This window comes from Idiomarina sp. UBA3162 (assembly GCF_002364475.1).
GTDB lineage: Bacteria > Pseudomonadota > Gammaproteobacteria > Enterobacterales > Alteromonadaceae > Idiomarina.
The window spans coordinates 1-24,625 of record NZ_DEYI01000010.1; the positions used below are offsets into that span (position 1 = coordinate 1).

Annotated in this window: 24 protein-coding genes and 1 pseudogene; 14 read left to right on the top strand and 11 right to left on the bottom strand. The window is 47.2% G+C overall.

Going from position 1 to position 24,625, the window contains the following annotated elements:
• The first annotated feature begins 218 nt into the window (after positions 1-218).
• The 4 genes from B2X00_RS01330 to arsB are packed head-to-tail and all read left to right on the top strand — an operon-like array spanning position 219 to position 2,785.
• Positions 219-551 (top strand): metalloregulator ArsR/SmtB family transcription factor, encoded by a 333-nt coding sequence (locus tag B2X00_RS01330; protein WP_290485795.1) that lies wholly within the window; start codon positions 219-221, stop codon positions 549-551.
• Between the two features lie 14 nt (positions 552-565).
• On the top strand, positions 566-1,036 hold the full coding sequence (locus tag B2X00_RS01335; protein ID WP_290485796.1) for an arsenate reductase ArsC: 471 nt from the start codon (positions 566-568) through the stop codon (positions 1,034-1,036).
• A 3-nt stretch (positions 1,037-1,039) separates the two neighbouring features.
• Positions 1,040-1,756 carry an arsenical resistance protein ArsH gene (gene arsH, locus B2X00_RS01340; protein ID WP_290485797.1) on the top strand — a complete coding sequence of 239 codons (717 nt, stop codon included), beginning with the start codon at positions 1,040-1,042 and terminating at the stop codon, positions 1,754-1,756.
• Between the two features lie 9 nt (positions 1,757-1,765).
• Positions 1,766-2,785 carry an ACR3 family arsenite efflux transporter gene (gene arsB, locus B2X00_RS01345; RefSeq protein ID WP_290485798.1) on the top strand — a complete coding sequence of 340 codons (1,020 nt, stop codon included), beginning with the start codon at positions 1,766-1,768 and terminating at the stop codon, positions 2,783-2,785.
• Here arsB and B2X00_RS01350 read toward each other — a convergent pair.
• Positions 2,782-4,920 carry a TonB-dependent hemoglobin/transferrin/lactoferrin family receptor gene (locus B2X00_RS01350; protein ID WP_290485799.1) on the bottom strand — a complete coding sequence of 713 codons (2,139 nt, stop codon included), beginning with the start codon at positions 4,918-4,920 and terminating at the stop codon, positions 2,782-2,784. The two genes, arsB and B2X00_RS01350, sit on opposite strands and share 4 nt — an antisense overlap.
• A 138-nt stretch (positions 4,921-5,058) precedes the next feature.
• Between B2X00_RS01350 and B2X00_RS01355 the strand changes: the two genes are divergently transcribed.
• The 6 genes from B2X00_RS01355 (at position 5,059) to B2X00_RS01380 (ending at position 10,832) form a co-directional block, all read left to right on the top strand.
• On the top strand, positions 5,059-5,901 hold the full coding sequence (locus tag B2X00_RS01355) for a heme/hemin ABC transporter substrate-binding protein (protein ID WP_290485800.1): 843 nt from the start codon (positions 5,059-5,061) through the stop codon (positions 5,899-5,901).
• Positions 5,891-6,913 carry a FecCD family ABC transporter permease gene (locus B2X00_RS01360; RefSeq protein ID WP_110573655.1) on the top strand — a complete coding sequence of 341 codons (1,023 nt, stop codon included), beginning with the start codon at positions 5,891-5,893 and terminating at the stop codon, positions 6,911-6,913. Before B2X00_RS01355 ends, B2X00_RS01360 begins: the two co-directional genes overlap by 11 nt.
• Entirely contained in the window at positions 6,900-7,679 is a 780-nt protein-coding gene (locus B2X00_RS01365; RefSeq protein WP_290485801.1) for a heme ABC transporter ATP-binding protein, read from the top strand. Before B2X00_RS01360 ends, B2X00_RS01365 begins: the two co-directional genes overlap by 14 nt.
• A gap of 24 nt (positions 7,680-7,703) precedes the next feature.
• Positions 7,704-8,447 (top strand): HugZ family protein, encoded by a 744-nt coding sequence (locus B2X00_RS01370; protein WP_290485802.1) that lies wholly within the window; start codon positions 7,704-7,706, stop codon positions 8,445-8,447.
• Positions 8,448-8,566: 119 nt separating this feature from the next.
• Positions 8,567-9,004 (top strand): hypothetical protein, encoded by a 438-nt coding sequence (locus B2X00_RS01375; RefSeq protein ID WP_290485803.1) that lies wholly within the window; start codon positions 8,567-8,569, stop codon positions 9,002-9,004.
• A gap of 133 nt (positions 9,005-9,137) precedes the next feature.
• On the top strand, positions 9,138-10,832 hold the full coding sequence (locus B2X00_RS01380; protein ID WP_290485804.1) for an alkaline phosphatase D family protein: 1,695 nt from the start codon (positions 9,138-9,140) through the stop codon (positions 10,830-10,832).
• A gap of 69 nt (positions 10,833-10,901) precedes the next feature.
• On the opposite strand, the gene B2X00_RS01385 is transcribed toward B2X00_RS01380, so the two are convergent.
• From B2X00_RS01385 to B2X00_RS01395, 3 genes are all read right to left on the bottom strand, one after another.
• Entirely contained in the window at positions 10,902-13,229 is a 2,328-nt protein-coding gene (locus B2X00_RS01385) for a TonB-dependent receptor (RefSeq protein ID WP_290485805.1), read from the bottom strand.
• 154 nt (positions 13,230-13,383) lie between these two features.
• The gene (locus B2X00_RS01390; protein ID WP_006955872.1) at positions 13,384-13,653 is read right to left on the bottom strand and encodes a YrhK family protein; all 270 of its coding nucleotides are present in this window, start codon (positions 13,651-13,653) and stop codon (positions 13,384-13,386) included.
• A gap of 280 nt (positions 13,654-13,933) precedes the next feature.
• Positions 13,934-15,505, bottom strand: coding sequence for a winged helix-turn-helix domain-containing protein (locus tag B2X00_RS01395; protein ID WP_290485806.1), 1,572 nt, complete (start codon positions 15,503-15,505; stop codon positions 13,934-13,936).
• Positions 15,506-15,674: 169 nt separating this feature from the next.
• Here B2X00_RS01395 and B2X00_RS01400 point away from each other — a divergent pair, with 169 nt between their 5' ends.
• Complete coding sequence (locus B2X00_RS01400) at positions 15,675-17,114, top strand: serine hydrolase (protein ID WP_290485807.1); 1,440 nt, start codon at positions 15,675-15,677, stop codon at positions 17,112-17,114.
• A 175-nt stretch (positions 17,115-17,289) separates the two neighbouring features.
• Here B2X00_RS01400 and B2X00_RS01405 read toward each other — a convergent pair whose 3' ends face one another.
• The 4 genes and pseudogenes from B2X00_RS01405 to B2X00_RS01420 all read right to left on the bottom strand — a co-directional run bounded on the left by B2X00_RS01405 (position 17,290) and on the right by B2X00_RS01420 (position 20,899).
• The gene (locus B2X00_RS01405; RefSeq protein ID WP_290485808.1) at positions 17,290-17,604 is read right to left on the bottom strand and encodes a hypothetical protein; all 315 of its coding nucleotides are present in this window, start codon (positions 17,602-17,604) and stop codon (positions 17,290-17,292) included.
• Positions 17,605-17,801: 197 nt separating this feature from the next.
• A pseudogene (locus B2X00_RS01410) lies at positions 17,802-18,344 on the bottom strand (Bax inhibitor-1 family protein); the annotation flags it as partial.
• 36 nt (positions 18,345-18,380) lie between these two features.
• On the bottom strand, positions 18,381-20,075 hold the full coding sequence (locus B2X00_RS01415) for a class I SAM-dependent methyltransferase (protein WP_290485809.1): 1,695 nt from the start codon (positions 20,073-20,075) through the stop codon (positions 18,381-18,383).
• Between the two features lie 59 nt (positions 20,076-20,134).
• A complete protein-coding gene (locus B2X00_RS01420; RefSeq protein ID WP_290485810.1) occupies positions 20,135-20,899 on the bottom strand; it encodes a hypothetical protein in 765 nt (254 codons plus the stop codon).
• A gap of 95 nt (positions 20,900-20,994) precedes the next feature.
• Here B2X00_RS01420 and B2X00_RS01425 point away from each other — a divergent pair, with 95 nt between their 5' ends.
• The 3 genes from B2X00_RS01425 to B2X00_RS01430 all read left to right on the top strand — a co-directional run bounded on the left by B2X00_RS01425 (position 20,995) and on the right by B2X00_RS01430 (position 22,837).
• Positions 20,995-21,909 (top strand): pirin family protein, encoded by a 915-nt coding sequence (locus B2X00_RS01425; RefSeq protein ID WP_290485811.1) that lies wholly within the window; start codon positions 20,995-20,997, stop codon positions 21,907-21,909.
• A 104-nt stretch (positions 21,910-22,013) separates the two neighbouring features.
• Positions 22,014-22,094: a hypothetical protein gene (locus tag B2X00_RS12580; protein WP_414653651.1), complete on the top strand. Its 81-nt coding sequence runs from the start codon at positions 22,014-22,016 to the stop codon at positions 22,092-22,094.
• Between the two features lie 68 nt (positions 22,095-22,162).
• A complete protein-coding gene (locus B2X00_RS01430) occupies positions 22,163-22,837 on the top strand; it encodes an FAD-binding oxidoreductase (protein WP_290485812.1) in 675 nt (224 codons plus the stop codon).
• Positions 22,838-22,899: 62 nt separating this feature from the next.
• Here the strand turns inward: B2X00_RS01430 and B2X00_RS01435 are convergent, their stop codons facing one another.
• The 3 genes from B2X00_RS01435 to B2X00_RS01445 all read right to left on the bottom strand — a co-directional run bounded on the left by B2X00_RS01435 (position 22,900) and on the right by B2X00_RS01445 (position 24,424).
• Positions 22,900-23,487, bottom strand: a complete 588-nt coding sequence (locus B2X00_RS01435; protein ID WP_290485813.1) for a hypothetical protein — start codon at positions 23,485-23,487, stop codon at positions 22,900-22,902.
• Positions 23,488-23,563: 76 nt separating this feature from the next.
• Positions 23,564-24,073 (bottom strand): outer membrane beta-barrel protein, encoded by a 510-nt coding sequence (locus tag B2X00_RS01440; RefSeq protein ID WP_290485814.1) that lies wholly within the window; start codon positions 24,071-24,073, stop codon positions 23,564-23,566.
• Between the two features lie 171 nt (positions 24,074-24,244).
• The gene (locus tag B2X00_RS01445; RefSeq protein WP_414653649.1) at positions 24,245-24,424 is read right to left on the bottom strand and encodes a TIGR02450 family Trp-rich protein; all 180 of its coding nucleotides are present in this window, start codon (positions 24,422-24,424) and stop codon (positions 24,245-24,247) included.
• Between the last annotated feature and the right edge of the window lie 201 nt (positions 24,425-24,625).

A 24,625-nucleotide genomic window follows, 5' to 3' on the forward strand; every position in this document is an offset into this window, starting at 1 on the left:
GCATAACCCACTCCACATCAAGATATATTAATTATGAATATATATATTCCATATTTGAATATGATAATACCTCTGCTGAAAATATCCAATAATAATTGATTATTTTTTAGGTCGCGCCTCTGGTGCGACGCTCTGTCCACACCAATCCACTCAAATCATTTGACATATGTTTTTTCATATATATGATTTACCATATATATTAAATAGGAATGGACACGATGACCCCATTACAGCTTTTTAAATGTCTATCGGATGATACCCGTTTAAAGTCCGTGCTGATTGTAAGCACGCTTGAAGAAGCTTGCGTCTGCGATCTGATGGGCGCGCTGGAGCTTGACCAGCCGAAGGTCTCGCGCCACCTCGCTGAACTGCGTAAGTGCAATATCGTGCTGGGTGAACGCCGTGGTAAGTGGGTGTATTACCAACTACATCCCGAATTACCCGAATGGGCAAAAGATATGATTGCTCAGGTCGCGCAAAATAATTTGGACTACTTTTCAACGGCTCTCGACAAGCTTAAACACGCACAGTCACAGGGCACTGCCTGCTAACTAAAAGGTTTATTATGAAGGTACTCTACATCTGCACGCATAATCGTTGTCGCAGCATTTTATCTGAAGCGATCACCAATCACTTTGCCAGCGATCATATTCAGGCAAAAAGCGCTGGGAGCCAGCCCGCGGGCGAGGTACACCCTCTTTCACTGCGTTATTTGAACGAAGCCGGCATACCGACGGATGGGTTACAAAGCCAATCGTGGGATGAATTTGAAGACTTTAAACCCGACGTCGTCATTACCGTTTGTGATTCGGCGGCGGGCGAAGCATGCCCGGTGAGGTTCGGACAATCGATTAAAGTGCATTGGGGACTTGCCGACCCATCAAAGCTTGAAGGCTCCGAAGAAGAGATTGCCGCCGCTTTCCGTGACTGTATCGAAGAAATTAAACACCGCGTGAGTCAACTGCAAGGAATTGCCGTGCAATCACTTGAGCGCGAACAACTTAAAAACGCATTGAACCAACTAGGAGCACAGTAACCTATGTCTTCTGATGTCTCACTACCTAATATCGATAGTGATTTGATGGATAAACCGACACTCGAGAAGTGCCTACCTCAGCCCGCAGAACATGCGCCCCGAATTTTGCTGTTGTATGGTTCGCTTCGCAAGCGCTCGTTCAGTCGTTTAGTGGTCGAGGAAGCAGCGCGCATTCTTACCCACATGGGTGCTGACGTTAAGATATTTAATCCCGAAGGATTGCCCCAGACGGACACCGATGACGGAAACCATCCAAAAGTACAAGAGTTGCGCGACTTAATGATGTGGTCAGAAGGACAAGTGTGGTGCTCACCGGAGCGTCATGGCTCGATGACTAGCTTGTTCAAAAGCCAAATTGACTGGGTCCCGCTCAATCTTGGTGGTGTGCGCCCTACACAAGGTAAAACGCTTGCGGTTATGCAAGTCTGTGGGGGCTCACAATCATTTAATACGGTCAATCAACTTCGGGTTTTAGGTCGTTGGATGCGTATGGTCACAATTCCCAATCAATCGAGTGTACCAAAGGCGTTTCTTGAGTTTGATGATAACGACCGTATGAAGCCATCGCCTTATTACAACCGCATTGTGGATGTCATGGAAGAGCTCATGAAGTTCACCTTATTACTCAGAAACAACAAAGATTATTTCGTCGACCGATACTCAGAGCGTGTTGAGTCTGCCGAAGAAGTCAGTCAACGCGTTAACCAACGAGCGCTTTAAGGAGCTAGCATGGGTTTATTTGAACGTTATTTGTCTGTTTGGGTGGCTCTCGCCATCATCGCCGGTATCGCACTGGGTATTGCAGTCCCCGGCGCTTTTACCGTGGTATCAGAGCTTGAGTATGCCCACGTTAACTTAGTTATCGCGGTGCTCATCTGGCTCATGATTTACCCGATCATGGTACAAGTTGACTTCTCATCCATTAAAGATGTCGGCAAAAAACCAAAAGGCTTGGTATTAACCTTGGTCATCAACTGGCTGATCAAGCCGTTTACCATGGCACTACTGGGATGGTTGTTCTTTAAGGGGCTGTTTGCCGATTGGGTCGATCCACAAACCGCGTCCGAGTATATCGCCGGTATGATTTTACTGGGTGTTGCCCCCTGTACAGCGATGGTGTTCATTTGGAGTCAACTGACAAAGGGTGACGCTAACTACACCTTAGTGCAGGTTTCTATCAACGACGTCATCATGATATTTGCATTCGCACCTATCGCCGGCTTACTTTTGGGCGTAACGGATATCACAGTGCCGTGGGATACCTTGTTGCTGAGCGTCGTACTGTATGTGTTGATACCACTCATTGTTGGCGCATTAACGCGCAAGAAACTGGATAAAGGCAACGACCACACACGGCTGAACAACTTTCTTGCAGCCATGAAGCCTTGGTCGATCGTGGGGCTACTCGCGACGGTTGTCCTATTGTTTGGTTTTCAATCCGAAACCATCATCGAAAAACCGCAGGCGATTGTACTCATAGCGATTCCGCTACTGATTCAAACCTACGGTATTTTCGCAGTGGCGTATTTCTTAGCGAAGAAAATGAAGTTGCCGCATAACGTAGCTGCGCCCGCCTGCATGATAGGCACTTCAAACTTTTTCGAACTCGCGGTGGCGGTTGCCATCTCATTGTTCGGCCTGCACTCGGGCGCTGCACTCGCCACCGTGGTAGGCGTGTTAGTCGAAGTACCTGTCATGCTGTCATTGGTGTGGTTTGCTAACCGCACGCGACATTGGTTTAACGACTAAAAACGATATGATGCCTGTATCGCAAAGGACCGACCGGGCTGGCTATACTGCTCGGTCGGCGCATCGGCCGACAGTCCTGCGACACGTTGATAAGGCACATAATACTTATCCGTTAAATTGAGCGCCGCCACGTTCACCTGCCAATCGCCCAAACGCATTCCCGCCAAAACGTCCACAGTGGTATAGCCCGCCGTTTCGATATAAGGTCCCGACTCGGCCGACGCACTCGGTACATCATCCATTTCAGCGACGGCATTGACAATACCTCGGATATGCCAGTTATCGGCAAAATAGCCAAAAGAGACATTACCCGACAGCGGCGACAATGAGGTCAGTGCTTCACCCGTCGCATCATTCTCACCTGTCACGTACGCGGCCGAAGTATCGATACGGACAAAGTCAGTGAGCCAGTGCGTCACACTCGCTTCAGCCCCTTTTATCGTCACTTCGTCTTGGTTCACATACTGATATTCAACCCGGTCAACGCCCGGAATATAAGTGGGGCTCGTGCCGACAACCGCAGTCTCGATAAAATCATCAAAGCGGCTGTAAAACGCAGCAAGGTTCCAGCGCGTCGTGTCATTACTAAACTTTAAACCCGCTTCTACGGCGCGACTGCTTTCTGGCTGTAAGTCTGGATTAGGTAAGATGGCATAAAACGGCTCAATGCCATGGTTTTGATAGGCTTGGTCATGCGGTGGGATCTTAAAGCCCTCGGCGTATTGCAAGTAGCCGCGTACGCCCGAGTCAAAGGTATAAATGCCCGCCACCTTAGGTGAGAATGCCGTCTCGCTGATATCTGCAAGCTCAGACATATCGTACAGCATGTTCTCATTTGGGCTCATCTCATAATGGTCAACTCGCGCACCAATGATCAACCTAAAGGCGGTTTCTTTAAACGCGATGTTATCCTGCAAAAACACACCTGTAAGCCATGTTTCGGCACCGGGGAAGGCTTTCTGTGGCTCATTATCTTGCATTACCGTGCCATCGGTAGCGATACGTGTCTTGAAACGCGGTCGCTCGGTGTCGTAGTAGTCAGCATCAAAGCCATACACGAGATCATGACGTGTTGAGGCGGCATCAAGTTGCTTTTGTGCCTGCCAACGCGCACCCATAATGCGTTGTTCAAAACCATAGTCGTTGTAATCGGTATACGCACCCGCTTGGCTGGCTCCCGCGCTGACCTGGTCGCTGCCTTGCTCATAATCCGTCACATACAGTTGCCAATGCTGCGAGTCGGCGAAGGTATTGGCCTGATTACGCTGGTAGTCCACCGAAAGTGCTGTTTGACGATTGTCGTCGTCGGTTTGATTGGTTTCCGCGAGAAACTGTTCAGTGTCCTGCTGAAAGTGATCCAACGTAAACTTCAGCTCATCATCGTTGCCGATATCAAGCGTCCATTTTGCTAAAATACTCTGGCTGTCGTAATCATAACCGGGCAAAGATTCCTCATAGTTCTGTGTCTCCTCGCCTTGTCGCGCGGACACCTGAATCATCGCACTTGAGCCATCGAACTGCCGCGCCCCGCTAAAGCCGAGCTTTGTCTCTTCGGTCAGACCATCAAAACCAAAATTCAAGCGTGCTGCACTGTCATCACCCTTTAGTAAATCCCCCGGATCGGGCGTTGATATAACAATCACGCCACCTAAACCGTCAGAGCCATAGAGCGGTGATGCGGCCGCTTTCGCCACTTCAATTTGCTGTACCTGCGCCACATCTAAGTAACCGCGCCCCACTAAATAACCGCCTCCGCCGGCATAGGCATCATTAAGTCGACGACCATCTTTAATGTACACCACGCGGTTACCACCGATTCCTCGAATCGATAAGGTTTGCGCCTGACCTTGGGTGCCCGTCGACTGAATACTCGGATCATAGCGGAACACATCCGCGAGACCATTACTCACTTGCACATCAATATCGTCTGCCGAAATAACGCTCACTGCACCGGCGACGTCTTCGAGTTTCTCTTCGGTACGCGATCCAGTTACAACTAAAATCTCATCAACGCTCTGGTCGGCTGCAGGCAAATTCACTTCTGCGGCATACACACCGCTGGTCATAGTTGCCGCGATGGCAGCCGCCAATAGCGAAGGTTTAAAAGAGTCAGTTTTCTTAATCCAAACGTTCACAAGCTTCTCCAATTTCTTTGAATGACAAAACAGGCATCGTGAAAACGCATTAGATCTAAACGAAAACTATTTGCATTTGCAACTAAAACTTACTATTTTATTTTACGCAATCGCAAATCAGAACGATAAGAGGCTCCTATGACGCGGTTTTACAGAAGATTTAAACACTCGTTGCTTATGTTGGCAGCAACCCTGCCCTTGCTTACTCACGCGCAAAACTCACCTCAAGGCGGAATTATTACCGCAGGTGGCACACTAACCGATATCGTATTTGCCGTCGGGGGCGGCGACAAAGTGATTGGCGTGGATACCTCAAGCACCTCACCCAGTAAGGTGCATAAACTCCCCAAAATCGGCTACTACCGTAATCTATCCGCCGAGGGCGTGCTCAGCTTTAATCCGAAACAAGTATGGGTACTCGAAGGTGCCGGCAGTGAACGCGCATTAGCGCAAATCGAAACGGCCGGTGTACCTGTTAGCGAATTCAGCAAGCCCACAACGCTATCTGAGCTGTATGCCCTGATTCATCAAGTCGCCGAAAAGCTCGCTACGCCTGAACGCGCTGAGCCCGTAATTAACGGCATTAAAGACAAGTTTCATCCCGTTTCGCGTGCGCAGCCACTCAGTGGCCTTTTTGTCTTGCAAGTATCCGAACGCGGTGTTGTAGCCGCGGGTCACGACAGCGTACCCGATTTACTATTCAGCCAGTCGGACATTACCAATGTGGTTGACCATAAAGGCTTCAAAACCGTATCGCGGGAGCATTTATTGGTAAACCAGCCTGACTTTATCGTCGCCCCCTCCCATGTCGTCGATGCTGCTGGGGGGCGCGAGCGATTCTGCCAAAACGCAACTTTACAGTTATTAAACGCGGGGCAATCCTGTCAGCTATTGGTGATGGACTCGTTACTCGCACTGGGGATGACCACGCGCATTGCCGAAGCACATGAGGCGCTTTTAGCGTATGTTAATGACCTTTGAGCGACGCCGCTGGCTAATTGCCGGCACATTCGGGATCTTGGCAAGTAGCTGGCTGCTGTTATCGAGCGGCCCCGTGCTAAGCGATTGGCGACTACCGTTGATGTGGTTGCCTGGCTTCGGCACACCCATGAGCGAACTCGAGCAAACCGTCGTCACACAGTTACGTTTACCTCGTTTGGTTTTAGGCCTTTTAGTCGGTGCGGTATTGGCACAAAGCGGCACAGCGATGCAAACTCTGTGTCGCAACCCACTGGCTGACCCAGGACTCATCGGCATCTCAGGCGGCGCGGCCGTATTCGCACTGGCAGTGATCGCATTGGGTGAACAAATAGGTATACAAGGCAGTATTTGGGTGTCTTTGGCTGCCTTTCTGGGCGCCCTCCTCACCACCTTTGTTGTCTATCGCTTAGCTGGCGGTAAAACAGGCGTCGACGTCGCCACGTTGTTACTTGCCGGTGTGGCAATTAACGCGCTAGCCGGCTCATTACTCGGCTTACTAAGTTATTACGCTGATGACGATGCTCTGCGACTCATGAGCTTTTGGCAAATGGGCTCACTCGCGGGTGCCAGTTGGCAGCAGTTACCCTTAGGCATAGTACTCATGGGTGTCAGCTCAATCGCATTATTTATGTTGCGCAAGCCTATTAACACGCTGCTACTGGGTGAACGTCAAGCGCGTTACTTAGGTGTGAATACCGTGTCACTTAAGCGGCAACTGATTATTTGGGTGGCATTAGGTGTGGGCGGCGCAGTCGCGTTGACCGGTATGATCGGCTTTGTCGGTTTAATTATACCCCACATCGCTCGCATGCTGGTGGGCGCTAATATCCGTTGGCTGATGCCCGTATCCATGTTGTTTGGTGCCGCAGTTTTGGTACTCACCGACTGGATCGCTAAAACCATCGTTGCGCCCGCTGAATTGCCTATCGGGATAATCACCGCAGCGGTGGGTGCTCCTTTCTTTATCTACCTACTCATCCAACAAAAACGGAGGCTTCATGCTGGATATTAATATCACTCATGTTAACTACGGTCACAAACGGCTGTTGGGCGCGTTCGACCTATCCCTTGAAGCAGGCGAATTTGTTGCCGTGATCGGTGAAAATGGCGCGGGTAAATCCACTCTACTCAATACCTTGGCGGGCGAGCTCGACTATCACGGCAGTATTCAGCTCAACGGTCGCGAACTCACAAGCTGGATACCGGCCCAACTAGCACCTGTTCGCGCGGTGATGGAGCAAAAACTCAGTGCGCCATTTGGTCTCACCGTCGCAGAGCTTGTCGGCATGGGGCGATTTTGGTCTCATGAGCCTGATTATGCAGCACACCAACGCGCACTGAACTGGCTCGAACGGCTGGATGCCGCCAAGTTTGCCGAGCGCACCATGGATACCCTGTCTGGGGGCGAACAGCAGCGAGCACATATCGCGCGGTGCTTGTGTCAGCTCGATGTCACGGTGCCCGGCGAGCAAATGCTACTGCTCGATGAGCCGACCTCTGCGCTTGATGTCTATCACCAACATTCCGTGCTCGCAGAACTGCGTCGTTTTACTCAGCAAGGTAATTTAGTTATCGCAGTGATGCACGATCTGAACTTAGCTTCGCTATATGCGGACAATATTTTGCTGCTTGCCGACGGCGAACTTAAGCATTTTGCCAAACCCGAGGCGGTGTTCCGTACCGAGATACTTGAACAAACCTATCGCAGTCCGGTCTATATCAGTGAGCACCCGAGCATTCGCAAGCCCATGATTTTTACCGAACCCAGACACCTATAACAACGAACACAAAGAGGACAAAAAATGAACGAACGTCAACACGCCGCTCAACAAGCACGGGCGCTTGCACAACGCAATAGCACCGCTGTCTTATCGACTTTATCAAAGAAACTTGGTGGTATGCCGTTTGGCTCCGTATCGCCGGTGATGCTGACCGATGAGGGGCATATCGTGTTTTATGTCTCTGATATTGCCCAACATGCGCGCAACCTTAATCACGACAATCGTTTGAGCGTCACGCTTTACGACAGTACCGATAAAGGTGATCAAAATACCCAAGGTCGACTCACGCTCAGTGGTCATGCCCAAGTGATTGACAACAACGACTTAGCCGAGCGCTACTACCAACGCTTTCCAAGTGCCGAGGGCTATAAAAAAGCACACGATTTTAAATTTTGGCAACTCAACGTAGAGCATATTCGCTTTATTGGCGGCTTTGGTGAGATATTTTGGCTGGAGCCTAACGAGTGGTTAGTATCCGCGCCCGAGTGGGATCATAAAGCGGCACTTGGCATGATCACGCACATGAATGAGGATCATGCCGATGCCTGTGCACTGATCTTGCAACAGCAGTTAAACCAACACTCATATGAGAAAGACAATACGTTCGAAGCGGGCAGTGTCACTATGCGCAGTGTCTATCCTGACGGCTTTCACCTCAGCTACGATGAGCGCTCCATTTTCATACCGTTTGAAGCGTTTGCAACTAATGGCCAACAGGTGCGCCAGCACCTCGTTAAAATGACCCATCAAGCACGCGCCGCTTGATACGTAAAGCGTGCGCTGCGGCGCACGCACTGATGTTTGCAAGATCAACGCGCCTCTTTGTGTTAGTCTTTTTAAACTTCTCAGCTTTATATCAAAGAGTTAATACAAGGATTTGAGTCGTGGACAAACGAATAATGGGTATGCTCGGTGCGGCACTTTTGTTTGTGGGTATGTTTTTACCTGTATTCAGCATGCCAACGATCGACGATATTACGTATTTTCAAAACGGTCGGTTTGATCGCATCATCGTGCTCTCAGCCTCGGTGTTTGCCATGTACTTTGCCCTCGCCCGCAATAGCAAAGGACTTGTTGCAACAGGTGCCATGAGCTTAGTGTTTGCAGGCTACAGTTTTATTGATATGTACCTGCAAGTACGCGATATGAAAGAAAGTATTAGAACCGAATCGGTTGACTACGAGTTTGAGGGCTCAATTGAGACGATCCTCAATACCATTGAGCTACAATGGGGCTGGTATGTAATTGCAGCCGGTGTGGTGCTTATCCTTGTAGCAGGGTTTGTCAGTGATAAAGCAAAACACAGCAAAAAGCGAGCATAACGCCTAAGTGAGTATCCGTAGTATTCGCTTGTGCGGCATCCTTTTAATAATAGTTACGCGTCGTTAATCTGTCACCGCATTGTCACACTGCCTCGCTAATCTGCTATCACGCAGAAAAAAGGGAGCGTTTGCAATGCTTGATATCAACCGTCGACATTTTTTGAAAGTAGTCGCCTCGGCAGGAGCCGCCGTAACCGTATCCACCGCTTTAGGTGGCTGTTCATCGCTCGTGCGTGCCGATAACGCGGACGCCGTTGACTTCACCCACGGTGTGGCGAGTGGTGACCCGACTACAAACGCGCTGATGCTATGGACCCGTGCAGTACCTAAAAATAACGCTAAGCCCGTTATTACCGTAGGTTGGGAAGTGGCGCGTGATCCAAGTTTTAGCGACATTATCCGTAGCGGTACCGCAACGACCTCTGCTCGCCGCGACTATACCGTGAAGGTCGATGTCCAGCAGTTACCCGCTGGCATGTCGCTTTATTATCGCTTTGTTGGGCATGACCAATATTCACCGATCGGCGAAGGTGCCACGTTACCTCAACAAGGCATTGACGCTATTCGTTTAGGGGTGTTTTCTTGCTCAAACTATCCAGCGGGTTTCTTCAACCCCTACCATCATGCAAGCCAAGATGACACTATCGATTTTGTGTTGCATTTAGGCGACTACATCTACGAATACGGCGCCGGTGGTTATGGCTACGACGATGCCGAGCGCATTGGTCGCACCTTCCCGGATAACAACAACAAAGAGATCGTCTCGCTTGATGACTATCGCCGACGTTACGCGCTATACCGAACAGACGAAGGATTAAAGGCCCTGCATGCCACCAAATCCTTTATTGTGGTGTGGGATGATCATGAGATCGCCAACGATACTTACAAAGACGGTGCACAAAATCACCAGCCCGAAACTGAGGGTGATTTTTACCAACGCCGTGCCGCAGCCATTCAAGCCTACTATGAGTGGATGCCAATTCGCCCGCCACAAGGCGATGCCAGCCTACAAATTTACCGTTCGTTTGAGCTCGGTGATCTCGCCAACCTGATCATGCTAGACACCCGCATTATTGGTCGCGATAAACAATTAGCGTACGCCGACTTTACCGACGCAAGCACCGGCAAGTTTGATAGCCAAGGCTTTCAGGCGGCCATGCAAAGCGATCGCAGTATCTTAGGTAAAAAGCAACTGCAATGGTTGGTCAATCAATTGGCTCAATCAAATGCGCGCTGGCAGATCCTCGGGCAGCAACTGTTGATGGCTCGCATGAACTTCCCCGCTGCCATTATTGGTTCGAAAGATCGCTCCACCATCGCCAATAAACTGCTAAAAGCCGCCCAGCTAAAGCAAGCGCGTGCCAACGGCCAACCACTCACTGAGCAACAGCAACGCTACATTGATACCGTCACGCCATATAACCTCGATGCGTGGGATGGCTATGCAATGGAGCGTGAAGTTTTGTTTCAGCAGGTAAAACAAATGGGCAAAAAGATCGTTGTCTTAGCCGGCGATACGCATAATGCCTGGCACAACCATCTCACCACGCATAGGGGTGAGCAGGTCGGTGTGGAGTTTGGTACCAGTTCAGTATCATCACCCGGAATGGAAACCTATCTTAGTCTTGATGACGCCACCGCAAAAAAATTGGCGCAGGCATTGCCGACTGTTATCAATGATCTGCAATACACCAACTTGCATGAGCGCGGCTATATGGTCACTCAGATCAGTAAAGATGCTATTGATAACGAATGGCGATTCGTTGATACCATTAAATCAAAAGATTATCAGCTAAGCGGGACACACCGAGCGAAATTCCGCGGTTAGTCACGCAGCTCAAAAAGAAAAAGCCGGTACGCGCTTCCATGCACGCACCGGCTTTTTTGTTTGTCATACTTACCATTCGAAACGCTGACGGAACTCGAGGTAAACTAAGCGGCTGGGTCCAGCAATAAACGTCGGATTACCGAAGCTACCGCCCGTGTTGCCGGCATCAACAAGATACTCTTTATCAAGTAAGTTGCTGCCCTTCAGCACTAAGCTCCAACCCGCCTGTTCGTCGTACAAGCCAACGCTGCCATTTAACAGAGTGACGGCGTCTTCTTTAATTGGTATACCAGCAATCGGCGCGTTCGCAGGCTCAAAGAAAATCTCAGAGCGGTAAGTCGCAACTAGAGAGCTACGCAACATCAAACCATCGCTCACCATCACATCGTTCATAAGACCTAAGCTGGATGTCCACTCGGGTTGTAATCTAAATCGGTTGCCCGCTAACTGCCCGTTATTCGCATCGTCATCAATCTGCGCATCCAAATAGGCGACATGACCAAAGAGCTCCAGCTGATTAGAGAGGTACGCGGTAAATTCAGTTTCAACACCCCAGTTGGTCGCATCACCTGCATTATCGGTATAAAAGTTACCGGCATCATCTTGCAACGTCACCTGAAAATCTGAATAGTCCTGATAAAAGATCGAGGCGCTGTAGTTAACTGCATCGGCCCAGTTACCTTTGATACCTGTCTCGTAGTTCCAAATGGTCTCAGCCGGGATCTCGGATGAAGCGGCAACCACCTCACCCTGCTCGTTAAGAGTTGAACTTACATCCACAACAAACGAACGTTGGCCTTTAGATAGGGTCGCGAACCAATTGGTATCCTCGTTGAGCGCGTACAACACATTGAATCGCGGGAGTAATGCACTGTCATCACCGGAGTCACTCAATACCGCGCCTCCTGTAGAAACCGTCGGTAGCAAGGGTTGCGTAGGCTGTCCTAGTAAAGTCAGTAATTGGCTATTAGGCATGATGGCCACAAAGCCGCTTTCACGTGACTCATCAATATATCGCAGGCCACCCGAAACAGTGAGTTCGTCGCTGATATCATAAGTTACATCAAAGAAAGCCGACCAGGAGCGATTATCACCCATATTGGTGTAGCTGCCTTGGTACGCGATTTCATTGAGTGCTCCGCCGGTTAGTACCGGTGTAAGCAAATTGACGCTACCGTCTTCATTAATACACGGCAGCCCAGTACCTAACGCACCCACACAGTTAAAGTAGATCGATTCCTCGGTGCTAAATGGCACACGTTGAGAGCCTTCTTCGCTGAAATAGTTAGCGCCCCAAAGAATAAACGCGTTATCCAATGTATGGCTAAAGCGTAATTCTTGGCTCCACTGCTCGCCTTGCGCATCTTCTGCAAATTCTAAGAACCAAGCTTGAGTGCCATCTGCATCAAAAATTTCTAACGAATCAAATTCGCGATAACCCGTGACCGATGTAAAGGTGGTGCTGTCATTTAAACGCCAGTCTACTGTTAAGTTGAAGTCATCAATGGTGCGATCAAGACCCAACTTAGGCGCACCGAGTGCATCCTCTGAGTAAGGTGAGCCCATCATTTCAACAAAGCTATAGGGGCTGGTATCACCACCGGTTGGCGCATAAATACCGTTTTTAAACGCAGTACCCGTGTCATCGTTCTTTTCGTAGCTGTAGATAAAATCGGCAGTGACCGCATCGCTTGGTGTATAACGTAACGAAAGGCGCGCGCCCGTACGTTCAATACCATTCATATCATCTTGCTCAGGTGCGATGTTATCAATGTAGCCATCACGCTCACGATAACTGAATGCTAAGCGCCCTTTCAGATCATCGCCCGCCAAGTTAATAAAACCGTCCGCACGACGCTGCGATAAGTTGCCTGCGCCCAATGCCAACTCGGCATTATCAAAATCATCTGGCTTGCGAGTAATCACGCTAATAGCGCCCACTGCTGCTGCAGTACCAAATAAAGTCGCCTGAGGTCCTTTAACCACCTCTACACGCTCAATATCAAATAGCTCAAAATAAGAGCCACGTGAACGCGACACATCAACGCCGTTGTAGTAAATCGAAACACGCGGAGAAATTTGTGACGAGCCGCTATCGGACGTAATCCCACGGATCACAAAGCCCGGGTTGTTAGGACTTTGCTCCTGAATCACCAGGCCCGGCGTCAGATCCGAAATCATATCCAACTCGCTCAATCCAAGCTCTTCTAAACGCTTGCCATCAAACGCCGAAATGCTCGCAGGCACATCCACTATCGATTGCGTGCGTTTTTGCGCAGTGACTTCAATTCGTTCGAGTTTATCTTGAGCATAACTCAGCGCCGGAAACGAAGCCAAAACAGGTAACGCCAAAACCAATGCGCGCGTAATCACGTTGCGTGTAAAAGTGTATTTCATATCCAATCATCCGTTTGAAAAGTCTGCGCAAAAGATAGGTGGCTTTAATGACAATTCAGATGCGGATAAATGACAGAATGCTGAAATTATTGTGTCAATTATGCCTAACACAAAGGCATATATCTAAGGGGCACTGCGGATTAGAGTTTGGAGCTTAACGACCCTGTTGCTGCTTATTAAACACCCTGCCCGAGTGAATTAAACTGGTTAGTTTGATGAACGGCTTAATGATCAACTGAGCGCTGCCTACGATAAACAACCACGTCCCACTATCCACTAACGACTCGTTTAAAAAGAAGAAGCTACCGATTAAAAACCAGACTGCGATGAGCAAGTCGTTTAGCGCGCCTAATGCTTCATACCGGCGTTGAATAACGATATGCCGCTTTCCTAAGTCGAGATCTAACTCCGTGTTTTGGGTCATGGTATTCCTGTATGTCGTTGGAATTACATTTAAGCGTTTCGTTAATATCCCACGGGCGTTGTTAAATGCCAACTAAGAGTTTTTGGTTACCCTGAAGATCAATGCCTTTTGCAGCGAATACCTTAAGCGCGATAGATTCGAAGTGTTTTCCTACGAGAGTGTTTGAAACCGATCCAACACGCTGGTGCGCCTCCGCCTTTTTAATTTTTTTATAGATACAGCATGAACGATGTCATTCTAAAATTAAGTTAACTCAGTATTAAAAAATCTAGAGACATCATTAAGTTCGCGGTGGGATACGCTTTGGCATCTTATCTTTGTTTTTTGATTCAATAAGGTTTAATAATCCAGTGAATTGAGGCGAAGTTGTTATGCCTGAATTCACCGGCAGGTGAGTGTACCGATAAGTCGTTGTGAACCCCTCAAATATCGCAGACTCAAATTTGCCCTTTGCCTCGGTCGCTTTATCATTAACTAATAGCACTACCCCCTCAAGGAAAGTCAGTTCAGTCCACTGGTTCCCATTTAACTTGAGCTTTACAATTTGCTCACCCAACTTGGATAATTCTGTACGATCTTTTTTGAGTGCCGCTAGATAGACTGCAGATGAAAGATAATAACGTCCACCTAAGCTTGATGCTGCCGAGAATTCATCAATCGCTTCTCCAACTTGATTGTCGATCATGAGTGCTAGACCCAGTAACCAATGCGCTTTTTGTGAATTCTCATGTTTATGAATCACATCGCGTAACACAGAAATAGCCTCTATATGTTTTCCTTTTTCTAGCAAATACTCACTAAAAAATAGGCTAGACACTAAAAAGCTTGGATCGATATTTAAGGTTTTGCTGAACTGTTCTTCGGCCGCGTAGAAGCGATATGATTGACGATATAACTCGCCAAGAACTGCGTTAGTAAATGGGTTACTAGGATCAAGTTCAACGGACGTAACTGCAAGTTTATCTGCGTTAATAAAGTGACCTAACTGGATCTCTACAAGTGCAGCATAGGCTGGGATCTCACCCCAGCTCGGTTCAATTTGACGCGCAAGGTTGAATGAGGCAATTGCGTTTTCATATTGTCCGTCCAAATAGTACGCAAGCCCAAGAGCTTTATGGCCCCAAGCCAAGTCTTCATTAATTTGTACGGCTTTTTCAGCATGCTGCTTTCCTAGCTCCAACCAGCTTTTATCCTTTCCATAGTGCCAGTAACCTTGAAGGTAAGCATCGCTCAATCCACTATGGCTTGAAGCATTCTGAGGATCTCTATTTATCGCATTTTGATACAATGAAATCGCCGTATCGTTGTCTTTTCCTGTAAATTTCAAATAGCTCTGAGCCGCCTCATAATTGATAGCTTCAGTTACTTCATTGAGTGGGTTCTGGTTTTCATGGTGTACGAGAAAGAATGAAGTCACTCCTATTGCAAGTATCCCAACGCTAGCCACCAACCGCATAGGTAGGTGAGATACTAAACGTTTGATCGCATCGATTGCTCGAAAATCAAAACTATCATTGTCTGCGCGCTCTAAATGATTAACTTTTCTTACCGCTGCAACACACCGATATCCCAATCCACGTTCGGCTGCAATATACTTGGGAGCAGAATAATTATCCGCCAGCGAGTCTCTCAAGCGAGATACTCTCTTCTTAAGGTTCTCATCAGAAACAACTCGGTCTTTCCAAACAGCTTTTATAAGCTGGTCATGAGGTACGATCTCAGGAGCATGTTCAACAAGCTCCAGCAGTAATCGATAAGACAGTTCCGATAGAGATACATCGTCCCCATTTCTTGTCACCTTCTTGTTAAAGGGATCTAAAATAAGGTCGTTCCCTACCTTAAAGACATCCATCACTAACTTACCCTGAGTTTTATAATTATTTGATTTTAAATGCTTTTTGTAGATTAGTCACCATAAGTCACCCAAAAGGACCATTAAAGTCATGTTTCCTTTTTAATACTCAGGTACGTTTTTTAGCGAAACGAAAATCTTATCTTATTTTGAACGACTAAGGATGATTATGTATATAAAATTATTCAGCATTTCTGCCCTACTTTTAATCAGTGCCTTTGTGGGGGCAACGGACATCAAGACCTCGAGATTAGATGCTTTTGTTGAGTCCTACGCCGAAAATGGTGAGTTTAATGGCTCGGTTTTAGTTTCTTATCAAGGTGAAGTGTTACTAAGTAAGGGTTACGGCTATGCCAATATGGAGTGGAAAATCCCCAACTCTGTCGATACAAAGTTTAGAATAGCTTCGACAACCAAGTCTTTTACAGCAGCATTGGTTCTAAAATTGGTTGAAGAAGGAAAAATAGATTTAAATCATTCAATCAATGATTACTTACCTAGCTACCGCAATGATACCGGCAGGGAAGTAACTATCCATCAGCTCTTAAATCATACGTCAGGCATTCCAAACGTATTTAGTCAGCCTGACTTTAAAAACATAGAAGCTAATAACCCTTATGGACTCGATGATTTTATTTCGAAGTTTTGTAGCGGCGATCTGCAATTTGAACCCGGTAGTGAGTTCCGATACAGCAATGCCGGCTATTCCATTTTGGGTAAAATAATCGAACAGGTAACTGATTTAAGTTATGAACAAGCTCTGCAAGACTATATTTTCAATCCGCTAAAGATGAGAAACAGCGGAGACTCCTACTCTGGCTATGTTGTTCTAAAAAGTGCACAAGGGTATGAGAAAACTTTAGCAGGACTTAAACCGGCAAAGAACATTGATATGACTGTCACCTATGCTGCGGGTTCGATTTACTCAACGGTCGGGGACTTATATCTGTTTAGCGAGGCCTTGTATTCAAATCAGGTATTCAGTGAAGCACTTAAGAAAAGAGCTTTTTCAGCGTCACCTCATCGCAATTATGGTTATGGCTGGTTAATCACTGAACTACCGAAGGATAAGTTTGGTAAAAAACTCACTCAGATACATCATCCAGGTATGATGCCGGGGTTCAATGGCGATGTCGTTCGAGTAATTGAAGATGATATTACTATTATTATCCAAAACAACACTGGCGGCGCACCACTTAGCTCTGTGACAGAAGGTATTCTTAATATTATTTATGATCGCCCAGTTATTTTTGCGAAAAAGCGTCTCGAAGATCAACTTTATTCTGAGCTCCGTCAGGATGGAATAGAAGCAGCGATAAAATCATATAGGCTACTGCAAGAATCGAACAAAGGTTTCAGCGAGCGTGGATTAAATTATTTTGGCTATCAACTGATAGAAGTTGGGAAACTAAGTGCTGCAGTAGCTTTCTTTGAACTCAATACACAACAACACCCTGAGTCCTCAAACGCCTTTGACAGTCTCGGCGAAGCCTATCTTGCCAATAAAGAATTTAAGAAAGCTCTAAAAGCATATGAAAAATCACTGTTGTTAGATGAGAACAATAAGAATGCGTCTAAAGCAATCAGTAAGATAAATGGATTACTATGAGAAGTCATTGAATGATTGGGAAATACTAAATTTATATTTAGCATCGACCAAGAACAACTATAGTTCTTGGTCCTAGTTGCCCGCTGCTTCAAAGGAAATATCAGCCTGTACAACCAACGTCTGCTGTTCGCTCAAAGCAGCCCCCAATAATTAACCCGCTTTAAAAAATAGCCTATTAATTCCGTTCAAGTCTTACTCTCCCTAGCAAACTGACATAGCTAATAAGCGCCGCTACGATTAGCCAGAACAATACAATAGCCGACCAAACAATCGGCGATGCTTGGCTGACACTAAACTCTCCCCAAGTGAGCTGGCTGGAGTCAAATAACGAGCCAATGCCTAGGTACTGCAGTGGAATATTTGCCCATAGTAATGCCGAAAAAATAAAGGGGAAAATATCGAGTTCAGCTAACAGCATGAGTTTTAAAAATAGCGGTGGCAGATTTAAAACAATACCTATTTTTATCGTTCTTAAAAGAAAATGTTTCACGCATATATCCTTTAAACATTCGGACTGTTCACAACACTCTCTGCATAAAATAACTGCTTGGATGCGATCACTTTGCCATCGCTTAAGTCGTCTAGTCTTACTTCCACGATTTATAATTCCTTATTCACCGATCGCTGTTGCTCAGGTTATTAAGTAACGTGCATCGTTACCAACGCTTTTTGAAGTGAAGGTTCCCCTTACTTCCGCCCCAGTATGCGTAAAATACGCAGGAATAAATTAATAATATCCATATAAAGCGCCGCTGCGCTATCAATCGCGTTATCAACGGTTTTAGGTATCTGGCACGCCCTGCCCCAGTCGTAGCCAATGTAGCCGCAGAATATCAGTGCAACGACCCAATCAAGCACTTCGTGGTGCACGCCAAATATAAACACTTCGATAAGCTCTACGACAATCACAAGCAAGAGCGCTACGGTGAGTGCACCGGAAATCTTTTTGAAGAAGGCAGGAAACAACGCGCCTAAGCACATCATGCCTATAGTGACCATACCCGTTACTCGGATGGCTTCAGCCACGACGTCGGGGTCATATTGACTCACAACAAGGTTAACGATTAAGCCAAAAGGAACAACCACAAAGTTATAGCCAATAAAGCTCACCCATGGTTTTCTTGATTTGTTAAACAAGTAAACGCCATAAAAGCACGATGCAAAGTAACCTAGAAAAAACAGCCACGGGTTAATATTAGAAATCGATTCTGTTTCGATATGGGTCACTATCCATGTAACTTCCTGCTGTTGTTAACTCAATTCACTTCACCACTCCGCTAACTGCTGGATATCTTTAATTCTATCCCGCTGTAGCGCCAACGCTTCAAATACATCATCAAAGCTTTGGTTTTGGTGGCTTAAGTTGGGGAGTGCCAGGTTGGCTTGGGTAAAAAATTCACTTTTATTTATCTGCCAGCCCTGCTGCCACCACGTCAGAATCAATTCTCGTGCGGTGCTCAATCGTTCGCGACTGGGTAACCTATCTAATTTCTCTAAGTTGACTTTAGCTTGGCTGGGCAACAGGTTCCAAAGGTCGTTATTAGGCCATCGGGCAAAGGGAAACGCATGATCAACAGCATAGCGGTTAGGCTTAATCGGTCTACCGGTCCAACAACAATGCACCTTATCCTCTGCCAGCAATGTGTTAATACGTTGACGCACCCGTGTTGTGGTTCGTGTGTCGTCTTTCCAATCGAGCGCTACTAAATAATCGCTTCGGTTAAATGCTTTTTGCTTATTCGGCGCATAACTTGCCATGAGCGCCGCCCATTCATTCACCAGCGCAGGTTCAATCCAAACGCTAAAACGCGTTAATGAATCCCAAATGTGCTTGGGCACATAAAAGGTACCCAGCGCGCTTAAAAACGGTAAATCTAAGGTGAGGTTTCGCTTTGGCTTTTGCGTGCGATTCAGCTCAACTGCGAATACAGCATTGCCCGAGCCCGGGATGGTGGTGTATTTGGCGGGCATGTTTTTAATCGTTGAGGCAATATCTTTTAAGGCACGGTACAGGGGCTGCACAATCGCCGCATCACCGTACTGAGCGCCAATTGTAAAATCCTCTGCACTGCGGTCGCTGAGTAATTGCCAGCCGTGGGGTTTCACAAAGCCGAGTCCTTTACCACTATTAGTGCTTTGGTGCATGCCATAATGATCGACTAAGGGTTTATACAGTTTTAGCCAATACAACGCCACCAATCCCACGGGAAGTGCGATGTGGTCGTCTGTTTGCTCCAACACAGCGCCCGGGTGACCTTCGGCAATGCGGAGCAGGCTGCGCAACAACGCAACTTTATACGTTGATGTTTTATTGTCATTCACAACGATATTGCGGAGTAGCGGAAACGCCCCCGTGCCGTCATCGGGCAGCGTCAGCATGACCGTCTGCCAACTCACATCATCGCGACCTAACTCATCGGTTTGTTGCTCAGGGGTCAGTAATTCAAAGGTTAGGCCGTAACGACTCGCCAGTTGCGCCAGCTGGTCCGCCGAAACAGGGTACATCGTACGCTCATCGTGACAGGCACCGTGACGCAGCGAGATCACCAACCTACCATTGGGCTTTAATAAGCTACTTAATTTGCGCAGGCTGCGCTCGCGAGTCGATGATGGGATATGCATCCACACCGCACTGAGTAGGATCAGGTCAAATTTGGTTTGCAGCGCAAAGACTTTAGTTAAATCGGGTAGGCTGTCGGCTAACCATCGTACGGCACTATTGACGGTATATTGCTGCGCGACTTCGCGGAGCTCCTGCGCAGGCTCTACCGCAACGACATTTAAACCGCGTGCCGCCAAGTAGCGCGCATCACGCCCTGAGCCCGCCCCCACATCAAGCACCATACCCTGCTCGGGCAGCGCATGTAGCCAGTCTTTATGGACCGATTCAAACGACACGCGATTGTAGTTATCAGCTAATGACTCGGCATGTTTAGAATAGTATGCGATGTTTTCGGACATGGTTTCTGCGCGTGTTGTTATTGTTTAATTGCGAAGCCATGTCTGTTAACGCCGAGCGATTAGAAGGAACGCTTGGCGGTCAACAAATACGGCGTAAACAATAATAATGCGACAATACTGACAAATAAACCCGAATGTGAACTTGTTGTTAAACCCGTCAGCAAGCCGTAATACGCCACATCAAATAGTAGATAACTAGCAAAAAGCGTTTTAAACCAGGGGCTATTGCGCCAAACACCGACGATTAATGCCAACTGCAGTGGTATAAACAGGATGAGCTTCCAACTCCAGGTCGCGATAAATACGCTCGACAGGCTGTTTGCCTGCTCGCGCAAGGGCCCTAACAACGCCTCTTGGTAGTTCCGCGCGTATTGAAGGTCGAACATTATCCAGTAGAAAAAGGCAACGGTGTACGCAATGTTCAACAGTAAATACAGCGAGACGGATTTTTTAGGAGCAGTAGACTTTACCGACTTAGTCTGTGTTTCGACCGCTGCGCGCGTTGCGACAACGACCACCGCCACCAGATATAAAACCTCAGTCGCTATGTAAAGGCCCCCAGCAAATACACCAGCGTTCTTTTCACGGGCAAATGAATAATAGGTACTTGAGATATCGTCCGTAAGGCCAACGGCGTGCAAGAGACTGCTAAACATGAGTTCGGCGTTATACAAGAAGTCAGAAACCCAATGCATTAGGTACACGACCCAGTCGGCTGCATAGAGCGTCGCACCAACGCCAACGGCCACAGCCATACCTAACAAAGCGAACATACCTAGAACAGGAATAAGGCGACCTGAGAGGGTCATGTGCATAGCAATCATTTTTTGAATATCTTTTAAGTTATTGTTTTGGCGAACTATACAGAGATCGGTTAGGTTTAACAAATTGACTTAATACCGCGCGTAACATTGGAGCCATGATGAGCAACCTAGCCAAATCTTTAGAGAGTGATTGTAAAGCGATATCGGGGTGTGATGCGTTAAAACGTATTATCGATCCGCGGGGACGTGATATCGGTGGGTTTGAAGTGAAGCGTATTTTGCCGTCGCGCGGCATGAAGTCAGTGGGACCATGGGTGTTTTTTGATCATATGGGGCCTGCGGACTTTGCCAAGGATGAAGGTATCGACGTGCGCCCTCACCCACATATTGGTTTGGCAACGGTTACTTACTTGTTTGAAGGCGAGTTGCAGCACAAGGATTCTCTCGGCACCGATGTCACAGTTAAGCCAAGTGACATCAACTTGATGGTCGCAGGCCATGGCATCGTGCATTCTGAGCGCCAATCGCCGGAAGTCAAACAACAGCCCCACCGCGCGCACGGGTTGCAACTATGGCTCGCGCTGCCCGAAGCCGACGAGCAATGCGATCCCAGCTTTCACCACTACGACGAAGCCGAACTCCCCTCAGCAAATATCACAGGCGGCAATGCGAAAATATTGATCGGTGAAGCCTATGGCAAGACCTCACCGGTCAAGACATTCTCAAACACACTCTATATCGAGGTTAATCTAGCGGCGGGCGAAATCTTCGCTTTACCCAAAGCGCAAGAGCTTGCGGTCTACGTTGTTAAAGGCTCAGTACAAGTGAATAAAGCTGAACTCGCTGAACACCACATGGGTGTATTTGGTGATACGACGGGTGTCGCGATCACGACTCTGGCCGATAGCCACCTTGTACTCGTTGGCGGCGACGCGATTGGCACACGGTATATGTATTGGAACTTTGTGGCGAGTAATAAAGAACTGATTGAAGCAGCCAAAGAACGTTGGCAGCAACAGGCGTTCCCAAAAATCCCCGGCGATGCCGAGGATTTTGTGCCTTTGCCTTGAATCTCACTGCGAACACCTTAAAATTACATACTCCTATGTATAAGAGAATAAATGATGTTTGATAATTTTAAGCGCTGTTCATTTTTACTGGCTGGTGTCACAGCATTTATGTGATTGGCGGCAACACAGGTAGCCGAGGTCCGTTCTTAGATAGGGTTCAGGTGTTCGACATGGCAGCTGATTAATTTTGATCTTTTTAATGGTTTATCTCGTGTACAAATAATAGACACTTGTAAAAAGATTGAGGTAAACCATGAGCCATACATTAAAAGTAAACGATGTTACCGAAGTCACTCACAACGTGAGACGGATTCGATTAGAAAAGCCGGACGATTATAATTTCACCCCAGGACAAGCCACCGAGGTCGCGATTGACAAAGAAGGTTGGCGCGATGAGAAACGCCCGTTTACTTTCACATCGCTCAATAGCGATCCGTGGCTCGAGTTTGTGATTAAAGTGTATCCTGATCATGATGGTGTCACAGAACAAATTGGTCAGTTGCAAAAAGGCGATTCGCTGATTATCGAAGACCCTTGGGGTGCCATCGAATACAAAAGCGAAGGTACATTTATCGCAGGCGGTGCAGGTGTCACGCCATTTATCGCTATTTTTCGCGATTTAGCACGCAAAGGTGAAATTGGCAATAACCGACTCATCTTCTCGAATAGCCGTGAAAAAGACATTATTTTGAAAAAGGAATTCGAGCAAATACTCGGTGATCAATTCATCAATGTCATCACGCACGAAAAACCAAACGGCAATCACCTATTTATCGATGGGCACATTGATAAAGCCTTTCTAAACGAGCATATCAACAATTTTAACCAGCACTTTTACGTGTGCGGCCCCGATGCCTTCAACGACGGCATAATGAACGCATTGAAAGAGCTAGGCGCCGATCCCGATGGCTTGGTGTTTGAGGAATAACCTGCGCCTTAGGCCTGTATATTTCGCCCTCGACCCGTAACTTGCGCCTTTGGCGCAAGTCCCTAATCAATATAACTCCTCAAATAAATCCACGAAATCTTGTCATTTTTTACCCCCATCCGCATGGGGGTTGAACCGACATCACCATGTTGCAGCGTGTAAATGAGCTCGTCGACTAAAATGACAGTCGGGTGACCCAACTCACTTATGACCGCTGGTACGGGTTTACAAAGATAAGTCTGGAATGGTGAATTAATCTCGCAGCTCTCGACAAAAAGGCGTTTGATAAAGGTTTTTTGCTTTACCTCTACAAGTTCAATGATAAGACCGTCGTAAACCAGCGTAATAACAGTGTTCTTTACATCACTTTCATGACGATTCTCTTCTTGCCATTCAAACCGCTCTTTAGGCTCCCCCAATCGATTCACAATCTCAGCCTCGGTGCTACCAAAGGTATCGATATACTCGAACAGACCATAGGGTAACGAGTCAGATTTATACCCAGCTGAAACGTTAACTATCCGATCAGGTACCGTCTTTGGGTAAAGGTGTTCTGTCTTAAGGTACTGCTGAGCAGTTACGCCCGATGCAGCGATAACCGATACGCTTAATAAGGCGCTCATGAGCAATGGTTTCAGTTTGCTAAGCATATTATCGTCGTCCTTGATGGGCTGTGTAGCTTGCGCCTTTGGCGCAAGTTACAAGCAGATATGTCTGAATTGTATTTTAGAAGGTGTAGCGGAAGCTGAATGAGACAACATCTGTGCTATCAAATTGCTCGTACATGGCTTCTATTGATGCGTTCTTGCCTAACTTGTAAGAAGCGCCGGTACCAATGCCTGTTTCCCAGTCACCGCCGCTGAACGACGCACCACTACCATTGGCAGAAACCTCTAGACGACCATATGAAGGCTGTACGAATATGCCAAATGAGTCGTTTACATTGTACTGTCCGCGCACACTTGCGATTACAAGGTTATCAACTTCAACGTCCAAACCATAAGCGGAATCATCACCAACACCAAAACCAACGCGCAGCTCTGGCATGAAGGTAAAGTTGCCACGGTCAAACGTATAACCTAATCCACCGTGCAGCGCGCCTAAGCTCAAGCTTTCTGACGAGTCAATATCATCTTGGAAACTCGTAAAACCACCTGAAACAGACCAGTCCGCATTGGCACTCATTGAGGCCGTTAACAACAAAGAACAACCCAATGTTTTAATTAAAGCTTTCATTTTTATTTTCCTATTCCCTTTTGTTTAAACGCCTAGAGTTGACCATTTATTTAAATAAAGTTCATTTTTGTTAGGTCTTTTTATAACATATTTATATATACTTTATCATTAGGTAGCTCACGCATTTGGCCCGTAGCTTGCGCCTTCGGCGCAAGGAAAACGATTTAAAACCTACATCTTCCAGCCCTGAACCCATTTCTCTGCGTTTTTTAGCTCGCGCCAATCAATTGAGTATTCGTTCTTTGAAAGCACTGACTCGATTACGCACGAAATGACGGCGCCTTCCTCATTGTACTCAACTTCTGATACCAGAAAATGCTTCTCGCGATTTATCGGTTTTAAGGCGGTCATTTGCTATTGTGAAGCTTGGCAGGATTAATTTGATTCATGTTGGCTCCGTGACAATTCAGTTGCCTTGCGCCATAGGCGCAAGCTACGCGTGTATGCGTGCTATCACGAGATATAAAAGTATGGGGAGTCATATTTGGAGTGTGTTCTTGCGCTGAAAGCGCAAGCTACACGATTTGGAATTGGTGCCCGGGGCCGGACTTG

Excerpts from the sequence above, each read along its gene's own strand:
- B2X00_RS01445 (WP_414653649.1), bottom strand. The coding sequence starts at position 24,424 with ATGACCGCCTTAAAACCGATAAATCGCGAGAAGCATTTTCTGGTATCA.
- B2X00_RS01355 (WP_290485800.1), top strand. The coding sequence starts at position 5,059 with ATGACGCGGTTTTACAGAAGATTTAAACACTCGTTGCTTATGTTGGCA.
- B2X00_RS01420 (WP_290485810.1), bottom strand. The coding sequence starts at position 20,899 with ATGATTGCTATGCACATGACCCTCTCAGGTCGCCTTATTCCTGTTCTA.
- B2X00_RS01400 (WP_290485807.1), top strand. The coding sequence starts at position 15,675 with ATGTATATAAAATTATTCAGCATTTCTGCCCTACTTTTAATCAGTGCC.
- B2X00_RS01370 (WP_290485802.1), top strand. The coding sequence starts at position 7,704 with ATGAACGAACGTCAACACGCCGCTCAACAAGCACGGGCGCTTGCACAA.
- B2X00_RS01435 (WP_290485813.1), bottom strand. The coding sequence starts at position 23,487 with ATGCTTAGCAAACTGAAACCATTGCTCATGAGCGCCTTATTAAGCGTA.
- B2X00_RS01365 (WP_290485801.1), top strand. The coding sequence starts at position 6,900 with ATGCTGGATATTAATATCACTCATGTTAACTACGGTCACAAACGGCTG.
- B2X00_RS01360 (WP_110573655.1), top strand. The coding sequence starts at position 5,891 with ATGACCTTTGAGCGACGCCGCTGGCTAATTGCCGGCACATTCGGGATC.
- B2X00_RS01380 (WP_290485804.1), top strand. The coding sequence starts at position 9,138 with ATGCTTGATATCAACCGTCGACATTTTTTGAAAGTAGTCGCCTCGGCA.
- B2X00_RS01335 (WP_290485796.1), top strand. The coding sequence starts at position 566 with ATGAAGGTACTCTACATCTGCACGCATAATCGTTGTCGCAGCATTTTA.
- arsH (WP_290485797.1), top strand. The coding sequence starts at position 1,040 with ATGTCTTCTGATGTCTCACTACCTAATATCGATAGTGATTTGATGGAT.
- B2X00_RS01390 (WP_006955872.1), bottom strand. The coding sequence starts at position 13,653 with ATGACCCAAAACACGGAGTTAGATCTCGACTTAGGAAAGCGGCATATC.
- arsB (WP_290485798.1), top strand. The coding sequence starts at position 1,766 with ATGGGTTTATTTGAACGTTATTTGTCTGTTTGGGTGGCTCTCGCCATC.
- B2X00_RS01415 (WP_290485809.1), bottom strand. The coding sequence starts at position 20,075 with ATGTCCGAAAACATCGCATACTATTCTAAACATGCCGAGTCATTAGCT.
- B2X00_RS01430 (WP_290485812.1), top strand. The coding sequence starts at position 22,163 with ATGAGCCATACATTAAAAGTAAACGATGTTACCGAAGTCACTCACAAC.
- B2X00_RS01385 (WP_290485805.1), bottom strand. The coding sequence starts at position 13,229 with ATGAAATACACTTTTACACGCAACGTGATTACGCGCGCATTGGTTTTG.
- B2X00_RS01395 (WP_290485806.1), bottom strand. The coding sequence starts at position 15,505 with ATGGATGTCTTTAAGGTAGGGAACGACCTTATTTTAGATCCCTTTAAC.
- B2X00_RS01425 (WP_290485811.1), top strand. The coding sequence starts at position 20,995 with ATGATGAGCAACCTAGCCAAATCTTTAGAGAGTGATTGTAAAGCGATA.
- B2X00_RS01330 (WP_290485795.1), top strand. The coding sequence starts at position 219 with ATGACCCCATTACAGCTTTTTAAATGTCTATCGGATGATACCCGTTTA.
- B2X00_RS01440 (WP_290485814.1), bottom strand. The coding sequence starts at position 24,073 with ATGAAAGCTTTAATTAAAACATTGGGTTGTTCTTTGTTGTTAACGGCC.